General features: G+C 29.0%; 22 protein-coding genes. 19 read left to right on the top strand and 3 right to left on the bottom strand.

The annotated features are described in order from the left end of the window. Positions 1–86: 86 nt before the first annotated feature. The 6 genes from pheA (at position 87) to PZA12_RS22155 (ending at position 5,318) form a co-directional block, all read left to right on the top strand. Positions 87–1,226 carry a prephenate dehydratase gene (gene pheA, locus PZA12_RS22180; protein ID WP_077843859.1) on the top strand — a complete coding sequence of 380 codons (1,140 nt, stop codon included), beginning with the start codon at positions 87–89 and terminating at the stop codon, positions 1,224–1,226. Positions 1,227–1,279: 53 nt separating this feature from the next. After that, entirely contained in the window at positions 1,280–2,092 is an 813-nt protein-coding gene (gene aroE, locus PZA12_RS22175; protein WP_078114416.1) for a shikimate dehydrogenase, read from the top strand. A 9-nt stretch (positions 2,093–2,101) separates the two neighbouring features. Beyond that, entirely contained in the window at positions 2,102–2,611 is a 510-nt protein-coding gene (locus PZA12_RS22170; protein WP_078114417.1) for a shikimate kinase, read from the top strand. 245 nt (positions 2,612–2,856) lie between these two features. Then, positions 2,857–3,297: a type II 3-dehydroquinate dehydratase gene (aroQ, locus tag PZA12_RS22165; RefSeq protein ID WP_077837209.1), complete on the top strand. Its 441-nt coding sequence runs from the start codon at positions 2,857–2,859 to the stop codon at positions 3,295–3,297. A gap of 150 nt (positions 3,298–3,447) precedes the next feature. Then, entirely contained in the window at positions 3,448–4,461 is a 1,014-nt protein-coding gene (gene aroF / locus PZA12_RS22160; RefSeq protein ID WP_077837210.1) for a 3-deoxy-7-phosphoheptulonate synthase, read from the top strand. Positions 4,462–4,484: 23 nt separating this feature from the next. After that, entirely contained in the window at positions 4,485–5,318 is an 834-nt protein-coding gene (locus PZA12_RS22155; protein WP_078114418.1) for a prephenate dehydrogenase, read from the top strand. Positions 5,319–5,358: 40 nt separating this feature from the next. On the opposite strand, the gene PZA12_RS22150 is transcribed toward PZA12_RS22155, so the two are convergent. Then, positions 5,359–6,168, bottom strand: a complete 810-nt coding sequence (locus PZA12_RS22150; RefSeq protein WP_078114419.1) for a response regulator transcription factor — start codon at positions 6,166–6,168, stop codon at positions 5,359–5,361. Then, a complete protein-coding gene (locus PZA12_RS22145) occupies positions 6,161–7,867 on the bottom strand; it encodes a sensor histidine kinase (RefSeq protein ID WP_161223042.1) in 1,707 nt (568 codons plus the stop codon). Before PZA12_RS22145 ends, PZA12_RS22150 begins: the two co-directional genes overlap by 8 nt. 177 nt (positions 7,868–8,044) lie before the next feature. Here PZA12_RS22145 and PZA12_RS22140 point away from each other — a divergent pair, with 177 nt between their 5' ends. The 6 genes from PZA12_RS22140 to PZA12_RS22115 all read left to right on the top strand — a co-directional run bounded on the left by PZA12_RS22140 (position 8,045) and on the right by PZA12_RS22115 (position 15,729). Further along, positions 8,045–9,079, top strand: a complete 1,035-nt coding sequence (locus tag PZA12_RS22140) for an ABC transporter substrate-binding protein (RefSeq protein WP_078114421.1) — start codon at positions 8,045–8,047, stop codon at positions 9,077–9,079. A gap of 30 nt (positions 9,080–9,109) precedes the next feature. Then, positions 9,110–10,231 (top strand): ABC transporter ATP-binding protein, encoded by a 1,122-nt coding sequence (locus PZA12_RS22135; RefSeq protein ID WP_078114422.1) that lies wholly within the window; start codon positions 9,110–9,112, stop codon positions 10,229–10,231. Further along, the gene (locus PZA12_RS22130; RefSeq protein ID WP_078114423.1) at positions 10,224–11,879 is read left to right on the top strand and encodes an ABC transporter permease; all 1,656 of its coding nucleotides are present in this window, start codon (positions 10,224–10,226) and stop codon (positions 11,877–11,879) included. Before PZA12_RS22135 ends, PZA12_RS22130 begins: the two co-directional genes overlap by 8 nt. A 474-nt stretch (positions 11,880–12,353) precedes the next feature. After that, complete coding sequence (locus tag PZA12_RS22125; protein ID WP_078114424.1) at positions 12,354–13,232, top strand: ROK family protein; 879 nt, start codon at positions 12,354–12,356, stop codon at positions 13,230–13,232. A gap of 83 nt (positions 13,233–13,315) precedes the next feature. Beyond that, on the top strand, positions 13,316–14,713 hold the full coding sequence (locus tag PZA12_RS22120; RefSeq protein ID WP_103697911.1) for a glycoside hydrolase family 1 protein: 1,398 nt from the start codon (positions 13,316–13,318) through the stop codon (positions 14,711–14,713). 107 nt (positions 14,714–14,820) lie between these two features. After that, complete coding sequence (locus PZA12_RS22115; protein ID WP_078114426.1) at positions 14,821–15,729, top strand: ROK family protein; 909 nt, start codon at positions 14,821–14,823, stop codon at positions 15,727–15,729. Between the two features lie 237 nt (positions 15,730–15,966). Here the strand turns inward: PZA12_RS22115 and nagA are convergent, their stop codons facing one another. Next, the gene (nagA, locus tag PZA12_RS22110; RefSeq protein WP_078114427.1) at positions 15,967–17,103 is read right to left on the bottom strand and encodes an N-acetylglucosamine-6-phosphate deacetylase; all 1,137 of its coding nucleotides are present in this window, start codon (positions 17,101–17,103) and stop codon (positions 15,967–15,969) included. Between the two features lie 307 nt (positions 17,104–17,410). On the opposite strand from nagA, the gene PZA12_RS22105 reads away from it, so the two are divergent. From PZA12_RS22105 to PZA12_RS22075, 7 genes are all read left to right on the top strand, one after another. Beyond that, positions 17,411–18,136: a GntR family transcriptional regulator gene (locus PZA12_RS22105; RefSeq protein ID WP_078114428.1), complete on the top strand. Its 726-nt coding sequence runs from the start codon at positions 17,411–17,413 to the stop codon at positions 18,134–18,136. A 21-nt stretch (positions 18,137–18,157) separates the two neighbouring features. Next, positions 18,158–18,886 (top strand): glucosamine-6-phosphate deaminase, encoded by a 729-nt coding sequence (nagB, locus tag PZA12_RS22100; RefSeq protein WP_078114429.1) that lies wholly within the window; start codon positions 18,158–18,160, stop codon positions 18,884–18,886. A gap of 409 nt (positions 18,887–19,295) precedes the next feature. Then, the gene (locus tag PZA12_RS22095) at positions 19,296–20,006 is read left to right on the top strand and encodes a GntR family transcriptional regulator (RefSeq protein ID WP_077843848.1); all 711 of its coding nucleotides are present in this window, start codon (positions 19,296–19,298) and stop codon (positions 20,004–20,006) included. 277 nt (positions 20,007–20,283) lie between these two features. Then, positions 20,284–20,706, top strand: a complete 423-nt coding sequence (locus PZA12_RS22090) for a PTS sugar transporter subunit IIA (protein ID WP_065417562.1) — start codon at positions 20,284–20,286, stop codon at positions 20,704–20,706. Next, positions 20,703–21,173 (top strand): PTS sugar transporter subunit IIB, encoded by a 471-nt coding sequence (locus PZA12_RS22085; RefSeq protein WP_012060715.1) that lies wholly within the window; start codon positions 20,703–20,705, stop codon positions 21,171–21,173. The genes PZA12_RS22090 and PZA12_RS22085 overlap by 4 nt, the downstream gene beginning before the upstream one ends. A gap of 15 nt (positions 21,174–21,188) precedes the next feature. After that, positions 21,189–21,953 (top strand): PTS mannose/fructose/sorbose/N-acetylgalactosamine transporter subunit IIC, encoded by a 765-nt coding sequence (locus PZA12_RS22080; RefSeq protein ID WP_012060714.1) that lies wholly within the window; start codon positions 21,189–21,191, stop codon positions 21,951–21,953. A gap of 14 nt (positions 21,954–21,967) precedes the next feature. Further along, positions 21,968–22,792 carry a PTS system mannose/fructose/sorbose family transporter subunit IID gene (locus PZA12_RS22075; RefSeq protein WP_035790017.1) on the top strand — a complete coding sequence of 275 codons (825 nt, stop codon included), beginning with the start codon at positions 21,968–21,970 and terminating at the stop codon, positions 22,790–22,792. The last annotated feature ends 46 nt before the right edge of the window (positions 22,793–22,838 follow it).

The following is a 22,838-nucleotide window of genomic DNA, read 5'->3' as shown; positions in this document are numbered from 1 at the left end:
AAGAAGGCAAAGTGTTAATTTGAATGAGTTAAGGTGCATTAAGAAATTAAATATTTTTTAATTGTTCCTAAGTAAGGAGAAATGAAATGGCGGCTATAGATGATTATAGAAATAAGATTGATGAAATAGATAAAGAGATAACAAGACTTTTTGAAGAAAGAATGGATATAGTAATAAAGGTAGGAGAATATAAAAAACAGAATAATTTACCTGTTTTCAATAAAGCTAGAGAAGATGAAGTTATTGAGAAGAATATAGGATACCTTAATAATAAAGATTATGCCGAAGGATTGAAACAATTTTTCATTAATATTATGAATATTTCTAAGGATCTAGAAGATAAAGAAGTAAAGGAAGATATAAGAGCTACGACTATAGATAAGTTTAAAGAAAAAAATGCGAAAAGTGACGTTAAAGTTGGCTTTTATGGTGTTGCAGGATCATTTTCAGAAGAAGCAATGATTAAGCATTTTGGCAAGAAAGATGATGCTAAGGCGTATGATGAGTTTGAGGACGTATTTGTAGCAGTAAAAAATGGAGAAATTGACTATGGGGTTTTACCAATTGAAAATTCTTCAACTGGTGCTATTTCACAGGTTTATGATCTCTTATATAAGTACGGATTCTATATAGTTGGAGAAGAGTGTATTAAAATAGATCAAAATTTAATTGGGATTAAAGGAACAAAATTAGATAATGTTAAAGAAGTATATTCACATCCACAGGGGTTTGAGCAAAGTACTGATTTTTTAAAAGAATATAGTAATTGGAAGAAGATACCTTTCCATAGTACTGCGGATAGTGTTAAACTTGTTAGTGATTTACAAGATATGTCAAAGGTTGCTATTGCAAGTAAAAGGGCAGCTGATATATACAATTTAAGCATAATAAAAGAAAATATAAATAATAGAAGAGAAAATTCTACAAGATTCATAGTTATATCAAAAGAGTTAGAATTAAATAACAGTTGTGATAAAGTAAGTGTTGTATTTTCTCTTGAGCATAAAGCAGGTACTCTATATAAATTATTAAGACACTTTGCAGAAAATAATATAAATATGATGAAGATCGAATCAAGACCTATGGAAAAGGGAGCGTGGAAATATTTCTTATATGTAGATTTTGAGGGGAATCTTGAAAATGAACAAGTTAAAAAGGCATTGAATTTAATTGAACAAAGCAGTGCGTATTTTAAACTCATTGGTGGATACAGGAAATACTACTAAAAATGAAGAGTTATAACTATTAACCTATAACTAAAAAAAAAGGGGGCATTAATTTGGAATTTTACGGATTAATAGGAGAAAAGTTATCTCATAGTCTTTCGCCTAAAATTCATAATACACTTTTTAAAGATTTAAAAATAGAAGGGGCATATAAGCTTTTTGAAGTTGAAAAAGAGAATTTAGGTAAACTTATAGAATCAATAAAGCTTCTTAAAATAAAAGGAGTTAATGTAACTATTCCTTATAAGCAAGATGTAATGGAATATTTAGATTTTATATCGGATGAAGCTAAAAAAATAGGGGCAGTAAATACTATTTATTTAAAAGATAATAAGTTATATGGGTATAATACAGATTATTATGGGTTTGGAACTATATTAAATAATAATAAGATTTTTATAAGAGATAGTATTGCTATGGTTCTAGGAAATGGTGGGGCGGCTAAGGCTGTTATTACTTATCTTTTAGATCATGGCATTAAAAAGATTTACTTAGTTTCAAGAAAAATCAAAGAAAATTCTGCAGATAAAGATGAAAGAATAGAATTTAAAACTTATGAAGAAATATCAGAGATAAAAGGTGATATTTTAATTAATACGACTCCGCTTGGCATGTACCCTAAAGTTGATGATACTCCTGTTAATGAGGAGATAATAAATAACTTTAATTCATTAGTAGATATAATTTATAACCCTAAGGAGACAAAATTCCTAAAAATAGGAAAAAGTTTAAATAAAAAAGTATGTGGTGGTATTGAAATGTTAGTAGGGCAAGCTATAAAGGCGGAAGAAATATGGCAGGGATGCCAATTAGATAATGAACTAACTCAAGGTTTATATTCAATATTTGAAAATGAATTTAAGTAGGTGGCACATATGAAAAATAAAGTAGTATTCATTGGAATGCCTGGATGCGGAAAGAGTACAATTGGCAGATTGGTAAGCGAAGAATTAAAAATTAACTTTATTGATATGGATAATTATATTGAAAATATGACATCTAAAACGATACCTGAACTTTTTGAACAAGGAGAAAATTATTTTAGAGATTTTGAATCTTTAGCTTGTAGAGAATTAGCTAAAGAGGGAAAGGTTATAATTTCTTCAGGTGGTGGAGTAATAAAAAGAACAGAGAATATAGACGTATTAAAAGAAGAATCATTTATTATTTTTATTGATAGGTCATTGGAAGAGCTTTTAGGAGATGTAGATATATCAAAAAGACCTTTACTTAAAGAAGGTAGAGAAAGAATAATTAAGTTGTATGAAGAGCGCTATGAATTATATAGATTATGTGCAGATAAAATAATTAGAAATGATAGAGAAATTGGAGATATAGTTAATGAAATAAAAGAAGTTATTCTAGATAACTTAGAAATGAATTAAGTATAAGATTCAATAATAAACTTATTTTTAAAATTCTAGTAAGCCAAGTGCTAAACTAGAAGAAAATGTAGAAACTCAATTGCAATATACATATATATGTTAAGTTGAAAATCTTACATTGTAATCTTATAGAGTTAATATAATTTACTATCATAACTCATGTGAAGAAGGCTCGCTAACTAAATAATTTATTGTAATATACGCTATAGTTTAGAAAAATATAAATGCTGAAGGGAGGGATATTAATGAAGATAATGGTAATAAATGGACCAAATTTAAATATGGTTGGAGTTAGAGAAAAAGGAATTTATGGCACTAAATCTTTTGAAGATATATGTGAATATATTAAAGAAGAAGGCAAAAAAAGAGGACATGAAATAACCTTATTTCAGAGTAATTGTGAAGGTGAAATAATTGATGAACTTCAAAAAGCATACTTTGAAAATTATGATGGGATAATAATAAATCCAGGAGCTTATACTCATTATAGTTATGCAATTCATGATGCAATAAAAGGAGTAAATATTGATACAGTAGAAGTGCATTTATCCAATGTGCATGCGAGAGAAGATTTTAGAAAGAAATCTGTAACAGCACCTGCATGTATAGGACAGATGTGTGGATTTGGAGAAGATGGATATATATTAGCTATTAAGGCGCTAGAATTGAAAAAGGTGTCTAAATAGTTTATATTATATATAGGAAGCTCGTCTTGCTCTATTCGCTGATGAGAAAGTTCTCAACTAATTTTTAAGTTGAGCTACCTATTTGTAGTACAGAAGTATAGTAGAAAAAAGAAAAGTAAAAATTAAAAAGTAGTACAGGAGGAAATTAGAATGATAATTATTATGAACCCAAAAGCAAGTGAAGAAGATGTAAGGAAGGTAAAGGCGGTAATTGAATCAAAAGGATTAGAAGCCCATCTTTCTAAAGGAGACACATATTTTATAGTAGGAGCTGTTGGTGATACTTCAATATTAGATCCTAAAAAATTACAAGTATTAAAAGGTGTAGATAGGGTTATGAAAGTTCAAGAACCTTTTAAGAAAGCAAACAGGATATTTAAGCCTGAAGATACAGTAGTTAATATTGAGGGATCAATAGTTGGTGGTGGAAGACTTGGGATAATGGCTGGACCATGTTCTGTAGAAAGTGAAGAACAAATTGTTGAAATCGCAAAAAGAGTAAAAGCGGCAGGAGCTAACTTTTTAAGAGGTGGGGCGTTTAAACCAAGAACTTCACCTTATAGCTTTCAAGGTTTAGAGCTTGAAGGATTAAAACTTTTAAAAACAGCAAAACAGGAAACAGGACTTCCTATAGTAACAGAACTTATGTCTACTGATTACTTAGATACTTTTGTTGAAGAAGTGGATATGATTCAAATTGGTGCTAGAAATATGCAAAATTTCGATCTATTAAAGCAAATAGGTAAAACAAATAAACCAATACTATTAAAGAGAGGTTTATCTGCAACTATAGAAGAATGGCTTATGTCAGCAGAATATATTATGGCAGGTGGAAATGAAAATGTAATTCTTTGTGAAAGAGGAGTAAGAACATTCGAAACTATTACAAGAAATACATTAGATTTGCAAGCAGTTCCAGTAATTAAGAAATTATCACATTTACCTATAATTGTTGATCCAAGTCATGCAGGTGGATATGCTTACTTGGTAGAACCAATGGCAAAAGCAGCAATTATAGCTGGGGCTGATGGACTTATGATAGAAGTTCATAACGATCCTGAAAATGCACTAAGTGATGGACAACAATCACTTACTCCAGATCAATTTGATGTGCTAATGAATAAAGTTAAAGCTGTAGCAAAAATTGAAGATAAGCAAATCTAATTCTATATAAGGGAGCTATAGATATGAAAATAGTAGTTGTAGGTCTTGGAGTAATTGGGGGATCATTTACTATGGCTTTAAAAGAAGCTGGGTATAATGATGTTTATGGAATAGATATTAATGAAGAATCTTTAGAAAAAGCTAAAAAACTTGGATTAATAAGAGAAGGATTCAAAAACGGAGAAGAAGTAATTAAGAGTGCAGATTTTATAATTATTTCATTATATCCTAGGTTAGTTAAGCAATTTATTATAGATAATAAAAACAATTTTAAAGATGGTGCAGTAATAACAGATGCTACTGGGATAAAAAAAATGTTTATAGAAGATATTGTAAATATATTACCGAAAAATATAGATTTTGTTTTTGGCCATCCAATGGCAGGACGAGAGAAAAAAGGAATAGATTTTGCAAGTAGCCAAGTTTTTAAAGGTGCAAATTATATTTTAACACCGGTTTCTAGAAATAAAGAAGAAAATTTAAACATGGTAGAAGATTTGGTTTATAAAATTGGATTTAAAAGAGTTAAAAGAATAACTCCAGAATATCATGATGAAATGATTGGCTACACAAGTCAGCTTCCGCACTCATTAGCTGTAGCACTTGTAAATAGTGATGTTGAAGGAAGAGAAACAGGAAGTTTCATTGGAGATAGTTATAGAGACTTAACAAGAATTGCTAATATAAATGAAGATCTTTGGAGCGAACTTTTCCTTGGAAATAAAGAGAATTTATTAAAAAGCATTGAAAATTTTGAAGTGGAATTAGATAAAATAAAAGATGCAATACAAAATGATGATAAAGAAGCACTAAAAGAAATATTTATTAAATCTACTAAAAGACGAGAAAGACTTTAATTAAATAGGTAATAATAAGGATCTCAGAGTGATTGAAAAATCATTCTGAGATATTTTTATAATAAGTATCTTTAAAATATTCTATAAAGTCACTTGGTAAGCAATTTGTATATTTTTTAAATACATTAATAAAATATCTGTAGTCTTTAAATCCCACATCAGTAGCAATAGTATATATTTTTCCTTTACCTGTCTTCATAATATTTATAGCCTGATTTACTCTATATCTATTTAAATAATCGTTAAATGTATATGAGGTTTCTTTCTTAAATTGATTATTAAGATAAGTAGAACTAACACCTAATATATCTACCAGGTTCTGGATAGTGATTTTTTTGGGGTATTCTTTGTGGATATAATTGAGCATCTGTGTCACATATTTAGAAGAATATGAAATATCCTTTAAAAGTTTATTCTGAAGTGTAATTAATTCTTTTGAATTATAAATTTTATTCTGCACAATTGCATGTTCTCTTAATAAAGTAACCTGTTCTTTTGCTTTTTCCAATGCGTTATATAGCTGATCATTATCTAAAGGTTTTAATAGATATTCAGTTACACCTAGATGTATTGCTTCTTTAGCTAATGAAAATTCATCATATCCAGATATAATAATTGCACTATATTTATATTCTTTTATACTATTTTGTAGCATAGTAATTCCATTCATAATGGGCATATTTACATCAACTAAGATTATATCTGGCTTTAAAGATTGAATTTTTTCTAATCCTTCTTTGCCGTTTGAAGCTTCATCAATAACAACAACACCTGATTTTTCCCAATCAAAAGTGTAGCGTACTCCTTTTCTAATCATTTCTTCATCTTCTACAATTAAAAGTTTAAACATCTGAATTCCCCTTTTCGTAAGGTATTGTCAATTTTATACTTGTCCCAATTCCAACGGTACTTTTTATTTTAAATGATTGATTATCACCATATAGTAATACCAGACGCCTATATGCATTGTATAACCCTATATGATTTGAAGTATTATTAGGATTATTTAATACAGACATAATATTATTAAGCTGTTCCTGGGTAATTCCGGATCCATTATCAGTTAACTCTAAGATAAGTTTTTTATTTAAAATATCTCCTGTTATGTTAATTACTATATATTCCTTATCTTTGTATCCGTATTTAATAGAATTTTCAACAAAAGTTTGTAATAACAATTTAGGTATAAGTGCTGTTTTAGCTTTAGCAGAAATGTTTATATTATATTCTAATTTTTCTTTAAACCTGAATTTATTTAATTCTAAATAGTCTTTTATATAGCATAAATCATTAGCTAGGATAACCTTTTGACTGCTTGAATCTATACTATATCTCAATAATCTAGAAAGTCCCATAATGATATTCTCTGATTCTTTGGGATCAATAAATATGGAATATCTTAAAGTTGATAGGATATTAAATATAAAATGAGGATTAAATTGAGACTGCAGCAGATTAACTTCGCTTGCATAATTAAGAGAAAGCAATTCCTCGTTTTTTTTCATTAAATCATGAAGAGTATCTAACATAATATTAAATTCATTAGCTAATATTTCAAATTCATCTCTTGAATTTATATTAACATATGAATTCATATTCCCATGTTTTAACTCGTTTACAGAATATATAAGCTTATCAATTGATTCAGTATTGCTTGCTGACATTTTATTTGCTAGATAATTTATTAAAATTAAGAGCACTATGCTTACTAATATTATAAAAGAAAAATATATAATAAATATATCGTTTTTAATTGTAAATCCATTTAGAGTATATATATATATTGGAGCATCATAAATTTTATCTTTCACTATGTAATATTTATTACCTGATATGTTTACATAGTTTTCATTGTCCTCAATGTATTGAGGAATAAATTTATTCATTAAGCCTTTTAGAGAAGTATTATTTGTTGATATAATTCTATTATGTCGATCTGTAATAACTGCTAATTGGTTATTATTTTCAAATAATAATTTAGAAAAATCTTCTTCATAAAGTTGGTATACCAAATAACCTATTACCTTTTCATTACTTTTTACTGCTTTAGCAAAAGTATAAGTAGTGTTTTTATTATATTGGTAAGCTAGTATATTAATTTCACTCAATACATCATTAGGATTTCTGTTTAACTTAGGAATAATATTATTTATAATAGAACGACTTATATTAGCATCACAATCGGTAGTAGAAAGTACAAATACATCATTTGTATCAATAATACTTAAAATGCCTTTAACTTTTTGATTATTATTAAATTTATAATAATCATCATATATCAAATTAGTATTTGAATGCGTATTTATATAATTAATTACGTTTTCAGAAGATGCCATCATATTAATTTGTTCATAATAGTTTTTATAAACTTCGCTTATCTTCTGGCTAATATTATCTCCAGCTTGTTTTGTATTAATTATTATATTTATTTTGGTTATTGCCACTATAAATATAGTGAAGAGTAAAAAAAGTATGAGTATAGGAATAAATGTATATTTTAAAAAAAGAAGTTTTATTGTTTTTCTAAAAGACTTAATGCATTTAACCACACTAAATTCCCCCCCATAAGTAGTATATATAATAATTTTATCATAAATAATTACTATAATGTAACTCATCTAAAATAGTTTGGTATTTTACACTATATTTATATATTTTGACATTTATTTTTTTGTAAATACGTTTACAATTATGAATATAGAAAAGAAAAATAGGGGGAATTCAAAATGAAAAAAATTATTGCTATCGTAACTGCAGCGATGTTAGGAGTAACAAGTTTAGTTGGCTGTGGAGACGCAGGTTCTACTGATTCTAAAAAAGTTGATGGATCAAATAAACTTGTAGTCTATTCTCCAAATACTGAAGATATTATAAACACAATTATACCAATGTTTGAAGATGAAACAGGAATTGATGTTGAGATGGTAAGTGCAGGCACAGGCGAATTATTTAAGCGTGTACAGTCAGAAAAAAATAATCCATATGCAGACGTTATATTTGGTGGATCAAGAGCACAATTTGCAGAAAATGAAGATTTATTTGAAAAGTATGTATCAAAAAATGATGGAGACATGATGGAGGGTCATAGAAATACAACTGGATATATGACATCTTATGTAGCAGATGGCAGTGTTATTCTTGTAAATAAGAATCTTATTGGTGATATTAAAATTGAAGGTTATAAAGATTTATTAAATCCAAAATTAAAAGGAAAGATAGCAGCAGCTGATCCAACTAGTTCCAGTTCAGCGTTTGCTCATTTAACTGATATGTTACGTGCTATAGGCGGAGACTATACTTCTGATGCTGGATGGGATTATGTAAAGAGTCTTGTTCAAAATTTAGATGGTAAAATAGCCAGTGGATCTGGTGCAGTTCATAAAAGTGTAGCAGATGGTGAGTACACAGTTGGCTTAACATATGAAGATCCTGCTGCAAGTTATGTAAAGAGTGGTGCAGATGTAGAAATAGTTTATCCTAAGGAAGGTACTGTTTTCTTAGATGCAACTAGTGGAATTGTTAAAAATGCTCCTGATATGGAAAATGCTAAGAAGTTTATTGATTTTATAACTTCACAAAAAGCTCAAGATGCATTTGGAAGTCAATTAACTAACAGACCACTTAGAAAAGATGCAAAATTAGGGGATTACATGACACCAATGTCAAAAATAAATATAATTCAAGAGGATTGTGATTATGTTGCTTCTCATAAGAGTGAGATTGTACAAAAATATACAGAAGTAGCTACAAGTGCAAAATAGATAAAATATAACATTGAGAAGGTGAAATAAATGAGCATAGCTATAGATTGTGAAAATATTGTAAAGAAATATGGGAAAAATGTAATAATTCCGGGGCTGAATCTAAATATAAAAAATGGGGAATTTTTTACCCTGCTTGGGCCTTCAGGTTGTGGGAAAACTACTTTATTAAGAATGATTATAGGTTTTAATAGCATAGAAGGTGGGGAAATTCAGTTTAATGGTAAGGTGGTAAATGGTATTCATCCATCTAAAAGAAATATTGGAATGGTATTTCAGAATTATGCGATATTTCCTCACTTGACAGTAAGGCAAAATATAGAATTTGGACTTAAAAATCGTAAAGTTCCCAAAGATGAAATAGATAAAAAAGTAGAAGAAATTATGAAGATTGTTAAGATAGATGAGTATAAGGACAGATTACCAGAAAACTTATCTGGAGGGCAGCAGCAACGTGTAGCTTTAGCTCGTGCAATTGTAATTCACCCAGATGTGTTATTAATGGATGAACCTTTATGCAATTTAGATGCAAAGCTGCGTGTTGAAATGCGTAATGCGATTAAGGAAATTCAAAATCAAATTGGAATAACAACTGTTTACGTTACTCATGATCAGGAAGAAGCTATGGCTATATCTGATAGAATCGCAATAATGAAAGCTGGAGTGATTCAGCATGTCGGAACTCCACAGGAAATATATCAAAGACCGGCTAATACATTTGTGGCATCTTTTATAGGAGGAACCAATATATTGGATCGTCGATTAGTTTTAATAAATGGTAAATGTTTTATTTATTTTACTGAAGATTATTATGAAGAAATGAATTTGAATTTAGATAAAGAAAAAGAAACTAAAAGTAAAGATATAAAAGTTAAAGTTTCTGTACGTCCAGAAGAATTTATAATATCAAAAGATATGCATGGAATAGGAGCAACTGTAATCTCAAGTATGTTTTTAGGATTAAATACACACTATTTTGTTAAACTAGAAACAGGAGAAAAAGTAGAAATTATTCAAGAGTCAACCATAGAAAAAATTATTAAGCCTGGAACAAAAATTGGTTTAACGGTAAAAAAGAAGAAGATTAATGTATTTAATGAGGATGGGAATATCAATTATACAAATATTAGTGTAGGTGATTCAAATGAATAGTAAGAACAGAAAATTTGATATATGGACTTTAATTACAACAATTGTATTTTTGATGTATATATTAGTATTAGTATTTCCTTTATTTTCGCTATTAATAAAAAGTTTTGCAAATGGACAAGCTGGTGGATTTTCTCTGGGGTATTTTACTAAATTTTTTGGAAAAGAATATTATTATGGATCATTATTTAATAGTTTGAAGGTGACAGTAAGTGTTACATTATTATGTGCTTTAATAGCAACACCATTAGCATATATTATGGCAACAGTAAAAATTAAAGGAAGAACGTTTATTCAAATTTTAATACTTATTTCCTCAATGCAGGCACCGTTTATAGGAGCATATTCATGGATATTATTATTAGGAAGAAATGGAGCAGTAACTAATATACTAAAAAAATCATTAGGCATAAAAGTACCAGAGATTTATGGATTTACTGGAATATTATTAGTACTAACGCTTCAACTTGTACCTTTAATTTATATGTATGTATCAGGTGCATTAAAGAGTGTAGACAATTCGCTATTAGAAGCTGCAGAAAGTATGGGATGTACAGGAATAAAAAAAATGTTTAAAGTAATTGTACCTCTTATATTACCTACATTGCTAGCTGGAGCATTACTTGTGTTTATGAGAGCTTTAGCTGATTTTGGTACTCCAATGCTTATCGGAGAAGGGTATCAGACAGTACCAGTACTAATATACAATGAGTTTGTTGGTGAAGTTGGCGGCGATGATGGATTTGCAGCAGCTATAAGTGTTGTAGTAATTATATTTGCAACAGCAATATTCTTGCTTCAAAAATATATATCAAATAAGAAATCATTTACTATGAGTGCACTTCATCCTATGGAAGCAAAAAAAGTTAGTGGAATAAAAAATATATTAGCTCATGCATATATATACATTTTCACATTTATTGCTTTACTCCCTCAATTATGCGTAATATATACATCATTTTTAAATACATCAGGAATGATGTTCACAAAAGGGTATTCACTTAACAGCTATAGAGCAGTTTTCTCAAAAATTGGAGGATCAATAAAGAACACATTTTTATTTGCTGCAATTGCTATAGTAATAGTTGTTATCTTGGCGATATTAATTGCATATGTAACAGTAAGAAGACGTAATTCAATGACTAACTTTTTGGATGTGCTTACAATGTTTCCTTATATAGTACCAGGATCAATATTAGGTATAGCGCTGCTAATAAGCTTTAATAAAAAACCAATATTATTAAGTGGAACAGCAGTAATTTTAATAATAGCTTTTACAATCAGGAGATTACCGTATACAATAAGATCTAGTGCAGCTATTATGCATCAGATAAGTATTAGCACAGAAGAAGCTGCTATAAGCCTTGGAGCATCAAACTTAAAAACTTTTGCGAAAATAACATTGCCAATCATGTTGCCAGGGGTCATATCAGGTGCAATATTAAGCTGGATTACAATTATAAGTGAACTTAGTACATCAATTATTTTGTATACTGCAAAAACAAAAACTATGACAATTGCAATATATACAGAAGTACTTCGAGGTAATTATGGTGCAGCAGCTTGCTTAGCAACAATATTGACATTGGTTACAATTATATCGTTGCTAATATTCTTTAAGGTGTCAGGTAAAAAAGAAATCACTTTGTAGTGAATTGAAAATAAATGCTCATAATTTTTTTATAAATAATATATAATAAATAAATTACAAAGAACTTACTTAGTTTACCAACTAAGTAAGTTCTTTGTGAATATTATTTACTATAATTTATAAAAGAATTTTATTATGCTATTAGTTCAATTACACTACTCTACAGTAATTTAGTTTATTTCGCCTTTTGGACTTTGAAGTTTATAACATAAAAACTTCTCAGTGATAAATAGAAAGATATAGAATATTGGGATGTCTATTTGTATATTAAGATGCAAAATTAAAGTTTGCATTAATTGTTAATTGTAATATATTGCATTTAAAATGATATTATTTTATTATAATAAAAGACATAACATATATTGAAAAGTAACATATACTATTGTATAATTAAATTAAACAATGAGAATACTTTAAAATGTTTAAAATTAGAATTGGTAATTTTAGTATTTTGAGTAAAAGGAGATGTTAAATATGTCTCATTTAATAGGAATAGATATTGGGGGGACAAATTTAAGGGCAGCGGTTATTTCCAAGGATGGAGAAATAATAGAGATATTTAAAATTGAAAACGAAGTACAAAGGGGTCCAGCTTATAATTTGGATAAATTAATTAAACAAATAGAAGTTAAATGGAATCGTTATGAACTCGAAAAAGTTGGAGTAGGAGTACCAGGGCCATTAGATTTAAAAGAAGGAAAGCTGTTAAATCCAGTTAATTTAAAGGGATGGGAAAATTTTAAAATAAAAGAATATCTAAGTAAAAGGTTGAATTTACCAGTAAGCGTTAATAATGATGCAAATGTAGCAGGTCTTGCAGAAAGTCTGGTTGGAAGTGCAAAAGATTGTGATTCGGTATTTTATATAACCGTTTCTACAGGTGTAGGTGGTGCATTAATTCTTAATAAGAAAATTATAAATGGAGCGCATAGTCAGACAGGCGAAATTTATAACATGATAATAAATGAAGATAAATACCGTCAAGTGGGTTTAAATAATGGCAGCTTAGAAGGTCAATGCAGCGGAGTGAATATAGCTAGAATAGCATCACAAATATATGGACAAGAATTAACTACAAAAGAAGTATTTAATTTATATGAAAAAAAAGATGAGAAGGCTGTCCAGGTAATAGAAAAATGGATTAACAATATTTCAATTGGTATAGCTAATGTGATAGCTGTAGTAGATCCAGAAACTGTAGTTATTGGTGGAGCAGTATTAATATATAATACTTACTTGCTACCTAAAATTATTGAGTGCACTAAGACTAAGGTTTCAGATCCATCTATTGTTGATATAAGAATAGCGCAAATTGGTGATAATGCAGGTCTTATTGGTGCAGCAATGTTATAGAAGAAAATATTATTTCATTTTATAAATATTTAACGTATGAAGGAAATAACATAATTTAAATAAAGAAATCTAGGAGGCATAAGATGAGTATACAATTCAAGTTCCCAGAAAATTTTTGGTGGGGATCAGCAACATCAGGTCCACAAAGTGAAGGACGATTTAATAAAAAGCATGATAGTGTATTTGATCATTGGTTTGATATAGAACCAGAAGCATTTTTTAATGGAGTAGGTCCTAATGTAGCATCAAACTTTTATAACAGCTATAAAGAAGATTTAAAATTGATTAAAGAAATAGGTTTAAATAGTATTAGAACATCAATTCAATGGACAAGATTGATAAAAGATTTTGAAACTGGAGAAGTAGATGAAGATGGTTTAAAATTCTATAATGCTGTAATAGACGAATGTATTGCAAATGATATCCTTCCAGTTATGAATCTACACCATTTTGATTTACCAGTTGAATTATATGATAAATATGGCGGATGGGAATCAAAACATGTAGTAGATTTATTTGCATTGTTTGCAAAGAAGTGCTTTGAGTTATTTGGAGATAGAGTTAAACATTGGGCAACATTTAATGAACCTATGGTTGTAGTTGAAGGTGAATATTTATATCAATTCCATTATCCAAAGATAGTTGATGGGAAAAAAGCAGTGCAAGTTTTATATAATCTAAATTTGGCATCAGCAAAGGCTATAAAAGAGTTTAAAGAATCAAATTGTAGTAAGAATGGTGGGAAGATTGGTATTATTCTTAATTTAACGCCTTCATATCCAAGATCACAAAATGAAGAAGATGTAAAAGCTGCTAAATTTGCAGAAGATTTCTTTAACAATTCATTTTTGGATCCAGCTATAAAAGGTGAGTTTACAACGGATTTAGTTGAAGTTTTAACCAAAGATAATGTAATATGGGAATCAACAGAAGAAGAATTAGAAATAATAAAGAACAACACAATTGACTTCTTAGGTGTTAACTATTACCAACCAAGAAGAGCAAAAGCTAAGGAAGAAAAATTCGACGAGTCAAAAGGTTGGATGCCTAATAAGTATTTTGACGATTATGAAATGCCTGGAAGAAGAATGAATCCATATAGAGGATGGGAGATATACCCACAATGTATGTATGATATAGCAATTAATATAAGAGATAATTATAACAACATTCCATGGTATATATCTGAAAATGGTATGGGAGTTGAAGGGGAAGAAAAATATATAAATGCAGATGGAGTTATAGAAGATGATTATAGAATAGAGTTCTATGAGGAACATTTATCATATCTTTATAAAGGGATAAGTGAAGGATCTAATTGTTTTGGTTATCATACATGGACTCCGATAGACTGTTGGTCATGGGCTAATGCATATAAAAATAGATATGGATTTATTTCTGTAGACTTAGATACTCAAAAAAAGACAATTAAAAAATCAGGAAGATGGATTAAAGAAGTTGCAAAAAATAACGGATTTTAGATAGAAAATTATATTTAACAATCAAATGGCTGTCTCAAAACAATAATCTTGAGACGGCTATTTGAATTATACTATAACTAGATTTTAAATATAGAGGTGATTTTTCAATGAGAAAATTTATGGTTTTTGATATAGGTGGGAGCTCAGTAAAATGGTCTGTAATTAACGAAAATGGAGAATTTATTGAAAATGGGAAGTTTAATGTTCCAAGTGATAAAGAAGAATTTTTTTCTAAGTTATCAAGAACAACCAATGAAATGAAGGAAAAATTTGATGTTAAAGGAATTGCAATAAGTGCTCCAGGAGCAGTTGATAGTGAAAGTGGATTAATAGGAGGAACAAGTGCTATTCCGTATATACATGGGCCTAACTTTAAAGAGATTTTAAATGAAAAGACAAATTTAAACGTTGAACTTGAAAACGATGCTAATTGCGCAGCCCTTGGGGAATGTTGGCTTGGAGCTGGGAAGGACAATAAAGATTTAGCATTTGTTGTATGTGGATCAGGTATAGGTGGAGCAATAGTTAAGGATAAGAAGATTCACGGTGGCGTTCATAAGCATGGAGGAGAATTTGGCTACTGTTCAATAATCTGTGAATTAGAGGGAGAACTTAAATTTGCTAGCTGGAGCAAGGTTGGATCTACCACAGCATTAGTAAGAAAAGTTGAGAAATTAAAGGGATTGGATGAAGGAAGCCTTGATGGTGTTAAAGTTTTTGACTTGTGTAATAATGGAGATAAGATAGCAATTAATGAAGTTAATAAATATTATTTTATCATGGCAGCAGGAATATATAACATTCAATATACTTATGATCCAGAAGTTATTATTTTAGGTGGAGCAATAAGTGAAAGAACAGAATATGTTGAGGAAATAAATAAGAGAATGGACATACTTATGAGCAGTTATTTGGAAGGGAAAATAAAACCAGTTTTAAAAACATGCGTATTTGGAAATGATGCTAATAAACTAGGTGCATTATGTAATTATCTTCAGAGAGAAAAAATTCTATAAATTACAGTATTAAATTATTTATAATGACTGAGCTATTTCAAAGGAAAGTGATTCTTAGGTGCACCATTTAAAAATTGGTGATTAATCACTTTATTATTAATTTTGAAATAACTCAGTCTTCTCTTTGCTTATAATAATAGATTATCCTAAATGTTCATTGGATTGGTTATATATCTGCTTATATAGTTTTATGCCATGGTTTTTTAAAAATGGAAATACAGCTAAAAACTATAATAGTTATTCTGAGTATACTTCCTTACCCAAAACTAATACCTTTTTTATATTTATATCATCATCAAAGAATATCAAATCTGCATCATAGCCTTCCTTAATTTGGCCTTTTCGATCCTCAACTTTACAATGTTTAGCACCATTATAAGATGCCATTTTTATTACTTCATAAAGTGGTAGATTAGAGTTTTTGTATACATTTTTTACTGCTTTATCAAGGGTAAGAACAGAACCAGCTAAAGCACCATTTTTTAAGCGTGCCTCACCATCATTAACAATAACATCTTGACCTCCTAAGGAGTAATTACCATTAGGCATGCAGCAAGCCATCATAGCATCAGAGATTAATAAAACATTATCAGTACCTTTTTGTTTGTAAGCAATTCTTAAAGCTGGGTATGAAATATGAATTCCATCTGAAATAGTTTCAGTTGTTATATCACTGTCAAATACAGCTCCTACTACTCCTGGATTTCTGTGAGTTAAAGGAGTCATAGCATTAAAAAGATGAGTTGCATGGCAAGCACCACATTCAATAGCTTCCATAGCCTCTTCATACGTAGCGCTGCTATGACCTAATGAGCATACTATTCCAATTGAGGATAAATACTTAATAAGTTCTTTAGCACCTTCAACTTCTGGGGCTAATGTTATAGATATAATAATATCCTCGTAATCCTTAACTATATCATTGTAAGCTGAAATAGATGGCATCAAAATATAGTTGGGATTTTGAGCACCAATTGCTTTCGGACTTACAAACGGACCTTCTAAATGCACTCCAAGAATGTGAGCACCGTCTGAACCTTTTTCTTTTATACTTTTAATTGCGTCTAAAGATTTTCTTATATCGTCCACAGCAACAGTCATAGTTGTAGGAGTAAAAGAAGTTGTTCCGTGTTTAATTATAGTATTAGAAATGGTATTGATTGATTCACTGGTACCGTCCATTGTATCTGAGCCTCCTGCGCCGTGTATATGAACATCAATAAAACCAGGTGAAACATATAGACCATTCGCATCTAAAATGCTATTTGTATCTATATTGGAAGGATTTATCTCTTTAATTTTCCCATCTTCAACTAGAATTGAGCCTTGTTCTATCTTGTCTAGGTAAATTATATTACAATTTCTTATTAACATATTTCTTCTCCTTTTAAGTCAAATTTCATATATTATAGTAAGTGGACATTATCAGTTTATATATTCAGTATATAGCATGTATAAAGAATTTTTCAAGTGTATGTTGACAGAATTAAAAGAATAAATTATAATTCTTGTAGTGGTAATTACCACTTGAAAAGTATTAATTATTTAAGGAATTATAGAATTGAAAGTACTTAAAAGAAGCGTTTATAGGAAATTTAAAATTATTTGATTTATATTTTCTTTTGTGTACAAGAATAGTATAATTGTTGGGAAAACTACTAGAACTAAAAGAGGTGCACTTATGAGTACGATAAATAAAAATTCTAATATTCCTTTGTATGTTCAACTAATGAATATTCTCATTGAAAAAATAGAAAGCAGCATGGAAGAAAATGAAAAATTGGACTCCGAAAGAGAAATATGCAAAAAATATGCTGTTAGCAGAACTACAGTAAGAGAAGCATTAGATGAGTTGGAAAAAAATAATTATATTTATAAAGTTCAAGGAAAAGGAAATTTCATTTCGCCAAGAGTTGTAGAACAAGATTTAATAAAGGTATCATCTTTTACTGAGGAAATGAAAAAACGTGGAAAAAATCCGACTTCTAAATTATTAAATTTTGAAATAATGGAAGCCAACAGCAAAGTGTCTAAAAAATTAAATATAGAAAAGAACGAGCTTGTATATAAAATCTCGAGAATAAGGATTGCGGATAACATTCCCATGATATATGAAATGACTTATTTGCCGTATGAAAGATTTAAGCAGCTTACTAAGGATATGATAGAAAAAAATCCATTATATGAGATATTAAGAAATACTTTTAATATTAACATTACATCTGCTGAAGAAGTAATAGAAAGTGTTTTGATAAATAAATTAGAAAGTGTTTATTTAGAAATACCTCAAGGGCAGGCAGGATTAAAGTTTGAAAGAATAGCATATGAGCAAAATGAGATCGTTGAATATACCATAACAATAGCTAGAGGAGATAAATATAGATACAGGGTTTGTTTAAAAAATTAACATCAAAGGAGCGTAATAATAATGAAGTTACTAGTAGTTAAAGATTATGAAGAAATGAGTGAAGTTGCAGCTAAAATATTTAAGGAGGTAATTTCTGAGAAAACAAATGCTGTCCTAGGACTAGCTACAGGAAGTACTCCTGAAGGTTTATATAAAAAGCTTATAGAAATGAACAGAAATAAAGAAATAGATTTTTCTAATATAAAAACAGTAAACTTAGATGAATATGTTGGACTTGGAGGAGAAGATCCTCAAAGCTACAGATATTTTATGAATGAAAAGTTATTTAATCATGTTAATATAAATAAAGCAAATACATTTGTTCCAAATGGCTTAGCAGAAAATCTTGATGAAGAAGCTAAGAATTATGATAAAAAAGTGGATGAATTAGGTGGCATTGATATACAAATCCTTGGAATAGGTGCTAATGGCCATATTGCATTCAATGAACCAGATGATTTTTTAATAGCAGAAACTCATGTAACAGGTTTAACTAAAACTACAATAGAGGCAAATTCTAGATTTTTCAAATCTATAGATGAAGTACCTACAAAGGCGTTATCTATGGGTCTTGGTCAAATAATGAAAGCTAGAAAAATAGTATTGTTAGTAAAAGGTCAAGATAAAGCAGAAGCAATAAAAGGATTATTTAAAGGAAATATTACAACTCATAATCCAGCAACTATGTTACACATGCATAAAGATGTAACAGTAATAATAGATGAAGAAATGGCAAATGCAATTAAGTAATTGTAAAATAGGTGAAATTAAGATTTTAAACTATATTAAAATAACGGTGAGTTTTTTAATATAGTTTTTATTATTTTGAAGGAAATCAAGAATGATTTCTTTTTTTGTACAATTTATATCATATTTTAATATGAATTGTGTGTTAGAGTTATGATGTTCAGGGATTTTTTTACTAGATGTGCTTAACACAACTAGTAAAGTCATTATAAACAGTAGATTTTAATTGAATAAAGATACTAATAATTTATATATGTAAATATTATTTTATTGAACATATATAATTGCCTTATAATTTGTATAATTAAACTTAATTTAAGTGTTTAATAATGTATAGAAATGATATAATTAATATATAAATGATATGATAAACATGTATATAAGTTATACTGTAAGGAGAAAGGTGAATATAATGGCAAAATATGAGGAAATTGCTGAAGACATAAGAAATAGAATATTGAATGGTGAATATAATCCTAATGAACAGTTGCCTTTAGAAAAAGAAATGTGTGAATATTATGGGGTTAGTAGAATAACAATAAAAAAAGCTGTTGATGAGCTAGTAATTCAAGGGTTAGTAATAAAGCGGAGAGGTTCTGGAACATTTGTAAAAGCTCTTGATGAAGAGGGGGTTCAGGAATTAAGTCTAGCAAAACAATTTGAAGGATTTTCAGAAGCTCATAAGGATAGAAAAGTAACATCTAAAATTGTAAAATTCGAAGTAATTCACCCAACGGAAGAAATTGCAACTAAGCTAAAGATTACTACTGATGATTTTGTTTATTATGTAATAAGAACTAGATACGCGGATGATAGTCCATATGTAATTGAGTATACATATATGCCAATAGGCCTTATACCTGGCATAAAAAACGATATTTTAACGAGTTCAGTTTATGGTTACATTGAAAAAAATCTTAAACTTAAAATAAAAAGTGCTCATAGGATTATTCGAGCTATTTTACCAAATGAGTTGGAACAGGAATATCTAGAAATAGAAAATAACTTTCCAATATTGGAAGTGGAGCAGGTGGGGTTTTTAGACAATGGCCAGCCTTTTGAATTTTCAACAGCACACCATAGAAGTGATAGGATTGAATTTAGGACTGTAAGTATTAAATAAGATATAATTACTTTTATTACAATTATAACTATGGAGTTAAAATAGAATTTCAAAAATTAAATAGAAAAAAATAAGCTTAATTAAACGTGAATTACACTTTTAATTAAGCTTATTTTTTTCAACACTTTGCTCAAACACTTCAATTAATTTTTTTGTAACTGTTGATTTTATTTACTAATGTATATATAAATGACTAATTTGGTATGTTTTTGAATACAAACTGTTTTTTGGCACGATTATTGCTAATAATAATTACATAGAATGGAGGTGAATCTTAATGATACAAATTATTTTAGCTAGTCATGGTGATCTGGCAAAGGGAATGAAAGATACTTTGGGTATGATAATTGGAGATGTATCTATGGTTGAAGCTTTTTCATCTTATAGAAACGAAGAAGTAAACGTTAGGGAAATAGTAGAAAAAATAGTAAGAGAAAAATACATTGAAGCAGATATATTTATTTTCACAGATATTCTTGGTGGAAGCGTTAATACAGAAATGATGTCTTTAATAAAAGAATATCCTAAAATACATGTTATTTCAGGAATGAATTTACCTATAATTATTTCAGTTGCTACTCAAGCAAATGAAATTTCTGAAAGTCTATTGCAGCAGATTATTGAAGAAAGTCAGCAGGGAATAGTTGACTGCAATAAATTGCTTAATGAATGTAAAAATATAAAGGAGGAAGATTTATGATTAAATTGGTAAGAATCGATCACCGTTTATTACATGGACAAGTAGTTTTTTCATGGACAAAAAGTTTAGGGATTTCAAGAATTATTGTTGTAGATGATGAAACTGCAAATGATGAAATGAAAAAAGTTTCGCTAAACTTATCAAAACCAGTTGGAGTAACTTTAAATATATTTTCGGTAAACGACATATTAGCGAGAATGTCTAAAGTTGAACAATTAAAAGATAATATTATGATTGTTTTTAGAGGTACTAAAGAAGCATTAGAGTTCTGTAAAAGCTGCTCTAGTATTAAAGAAATTAATTATGGGGGAATTGCAAATAAAGAAAATTCAAAGCAATATAGTAATGCTATTTTCCTAAATCCAGAAGAATTAGAAGATACCAAAAAGCTGAAAGCAATGGGGATCAACCTATATATGCAACAAGTTCCTACTTCAAAGAGGGAAGATTTAACTTCTAAAATATAAAAAGGAGGATCAAGAATGTTAATTAAGTCAATATTATTAGGTTTCATTGGTGTTATTTGTATTTTAGACTCTAGACTTTTAGGCAGAATGAATTTAGAAAGGCCGTTAATAGTTAGTACGCTTGTAGGGCTCGTTTTAGGCGATATTCAAAAAGGATTAATGGTTGGAGCTGCTCTTGAATTAATTTCTTTAGGATTAGTAAACATAGGAGCGGCAGCACCACCAGATATGAATATGGCATCCATTATTGCTACATCGTTTGCTATTTTATCAAATGCGGATTCAGAGGCAGCACTAACTATTGCGATTCCAATTGCGGTGCTTGGACAAATGCTTGGAGTTTTAATGAGAACTATTCTTGCAAACTTAACTCATAAAGCTGACTCGTTAATTGAAAATGGGGAATATAAAAAAGCCTGTAATATTCATATTGTTTGGGGAACATTTTTGTATTCACTAATGTATTTTGTACCAATATTTTTAGCAATTTATTTTGGAACAGATTTAGTAAAAAATATTGTAGAAGTTATTCCGTCATGGATTACAAACGGTCTAAATTTATCAAGTAAAATTCTAACAGCTTATGGATTTGCTTTATTGCTTAGCACTATGCTGTCAACAAAAATGCTTCCATTTTTATTAGGAGGATTTTTTATTACAGCATATTCTAATTTAAGTGTGACTGGTGTTGCTATTTCGGCTTGTATTGTAGCATTTGTTTTGGCTGAATTTAAATTTAAAAATGAGAAGATAGTTGATGAATTAGATATTTTAGATTGATGGGAGGTATAAAAATGCAAAATATACAAAAACAAAATGATCCAAATAAATGGAAGTATATGAAATTTCTATGGCGTTCTTGGGCAATTCAAGCTTCATGGAACTATGAAAGACAAATGAATATGGGCTTTTTATATGGAATTGCTCCTATTTTAGACAACATATATAAAGATCCTAAGGATGATGAATTAAAAAAAGAAGCTTATAAACGCCATATGAATTTTTATAATTGTACACCTCAAACAAATGCTTTTGTTTTAGGATTAAGTGCTTCAATGGAAGAACAATACTATGAAGACAAAGAAAATTTTAATCCTGAATCGATTAATGCTATGAAAACTTCATTAATGGGACCATTATCTGGAGTAGGAGACTCTTTCTTTCAAGGAACTGTACGTATATTGGCTTTTGGATTAGGTATTAATTTAGCGCAACAAGGTAGTATTTTAGGACCAATATTAGCAATAATTATTTCATTTATTCCATCATTTCTTGTTACGTATTATGGTGGGAAAATTGGTTATTCAATGGGAAATAAATATTTAACAAAGCTCTATAATGAAGGGCTCATGGATAAAGTAATGTACATTTGTTCTATTGTTGGACTTATGGTTATTGGATCTATGATGGCCAGTATGATTGGAATTACAACTCCAGTGCAGTTTGGTGAAAAATTTGTTTTACAAGATGTATTAAATGGGATAATACCACAGAGTATACCACTTGGCGTAACATTCTTTATGTATTGGTTATTAAGAAAGAAAGTATCAACAGGATGGATGCTTGCGATTTGTATTCTAGGTGGAATATTATTGAGTATTTTAGGTATTTTTAAATAAATTGAAAACATTCCTTAAAAGGATGTAAATATATATAAAATAAAAA

Origin of the sequence: Clostridium beijerinckii (genome assembly GCF_036699995.1) — a bacterium.
GTDB classification, from domain to species: Bacteria; Bacillota; Clostridia; order Clostridiales; family Clostridiaceae; genus Clostridium; species Clostridium helianthi.
The sequence above is the reverse complement of the archived record's forward strand: the minus strand, read 5'-3'. Positions and strand labels throughout refer to the sequence as shown.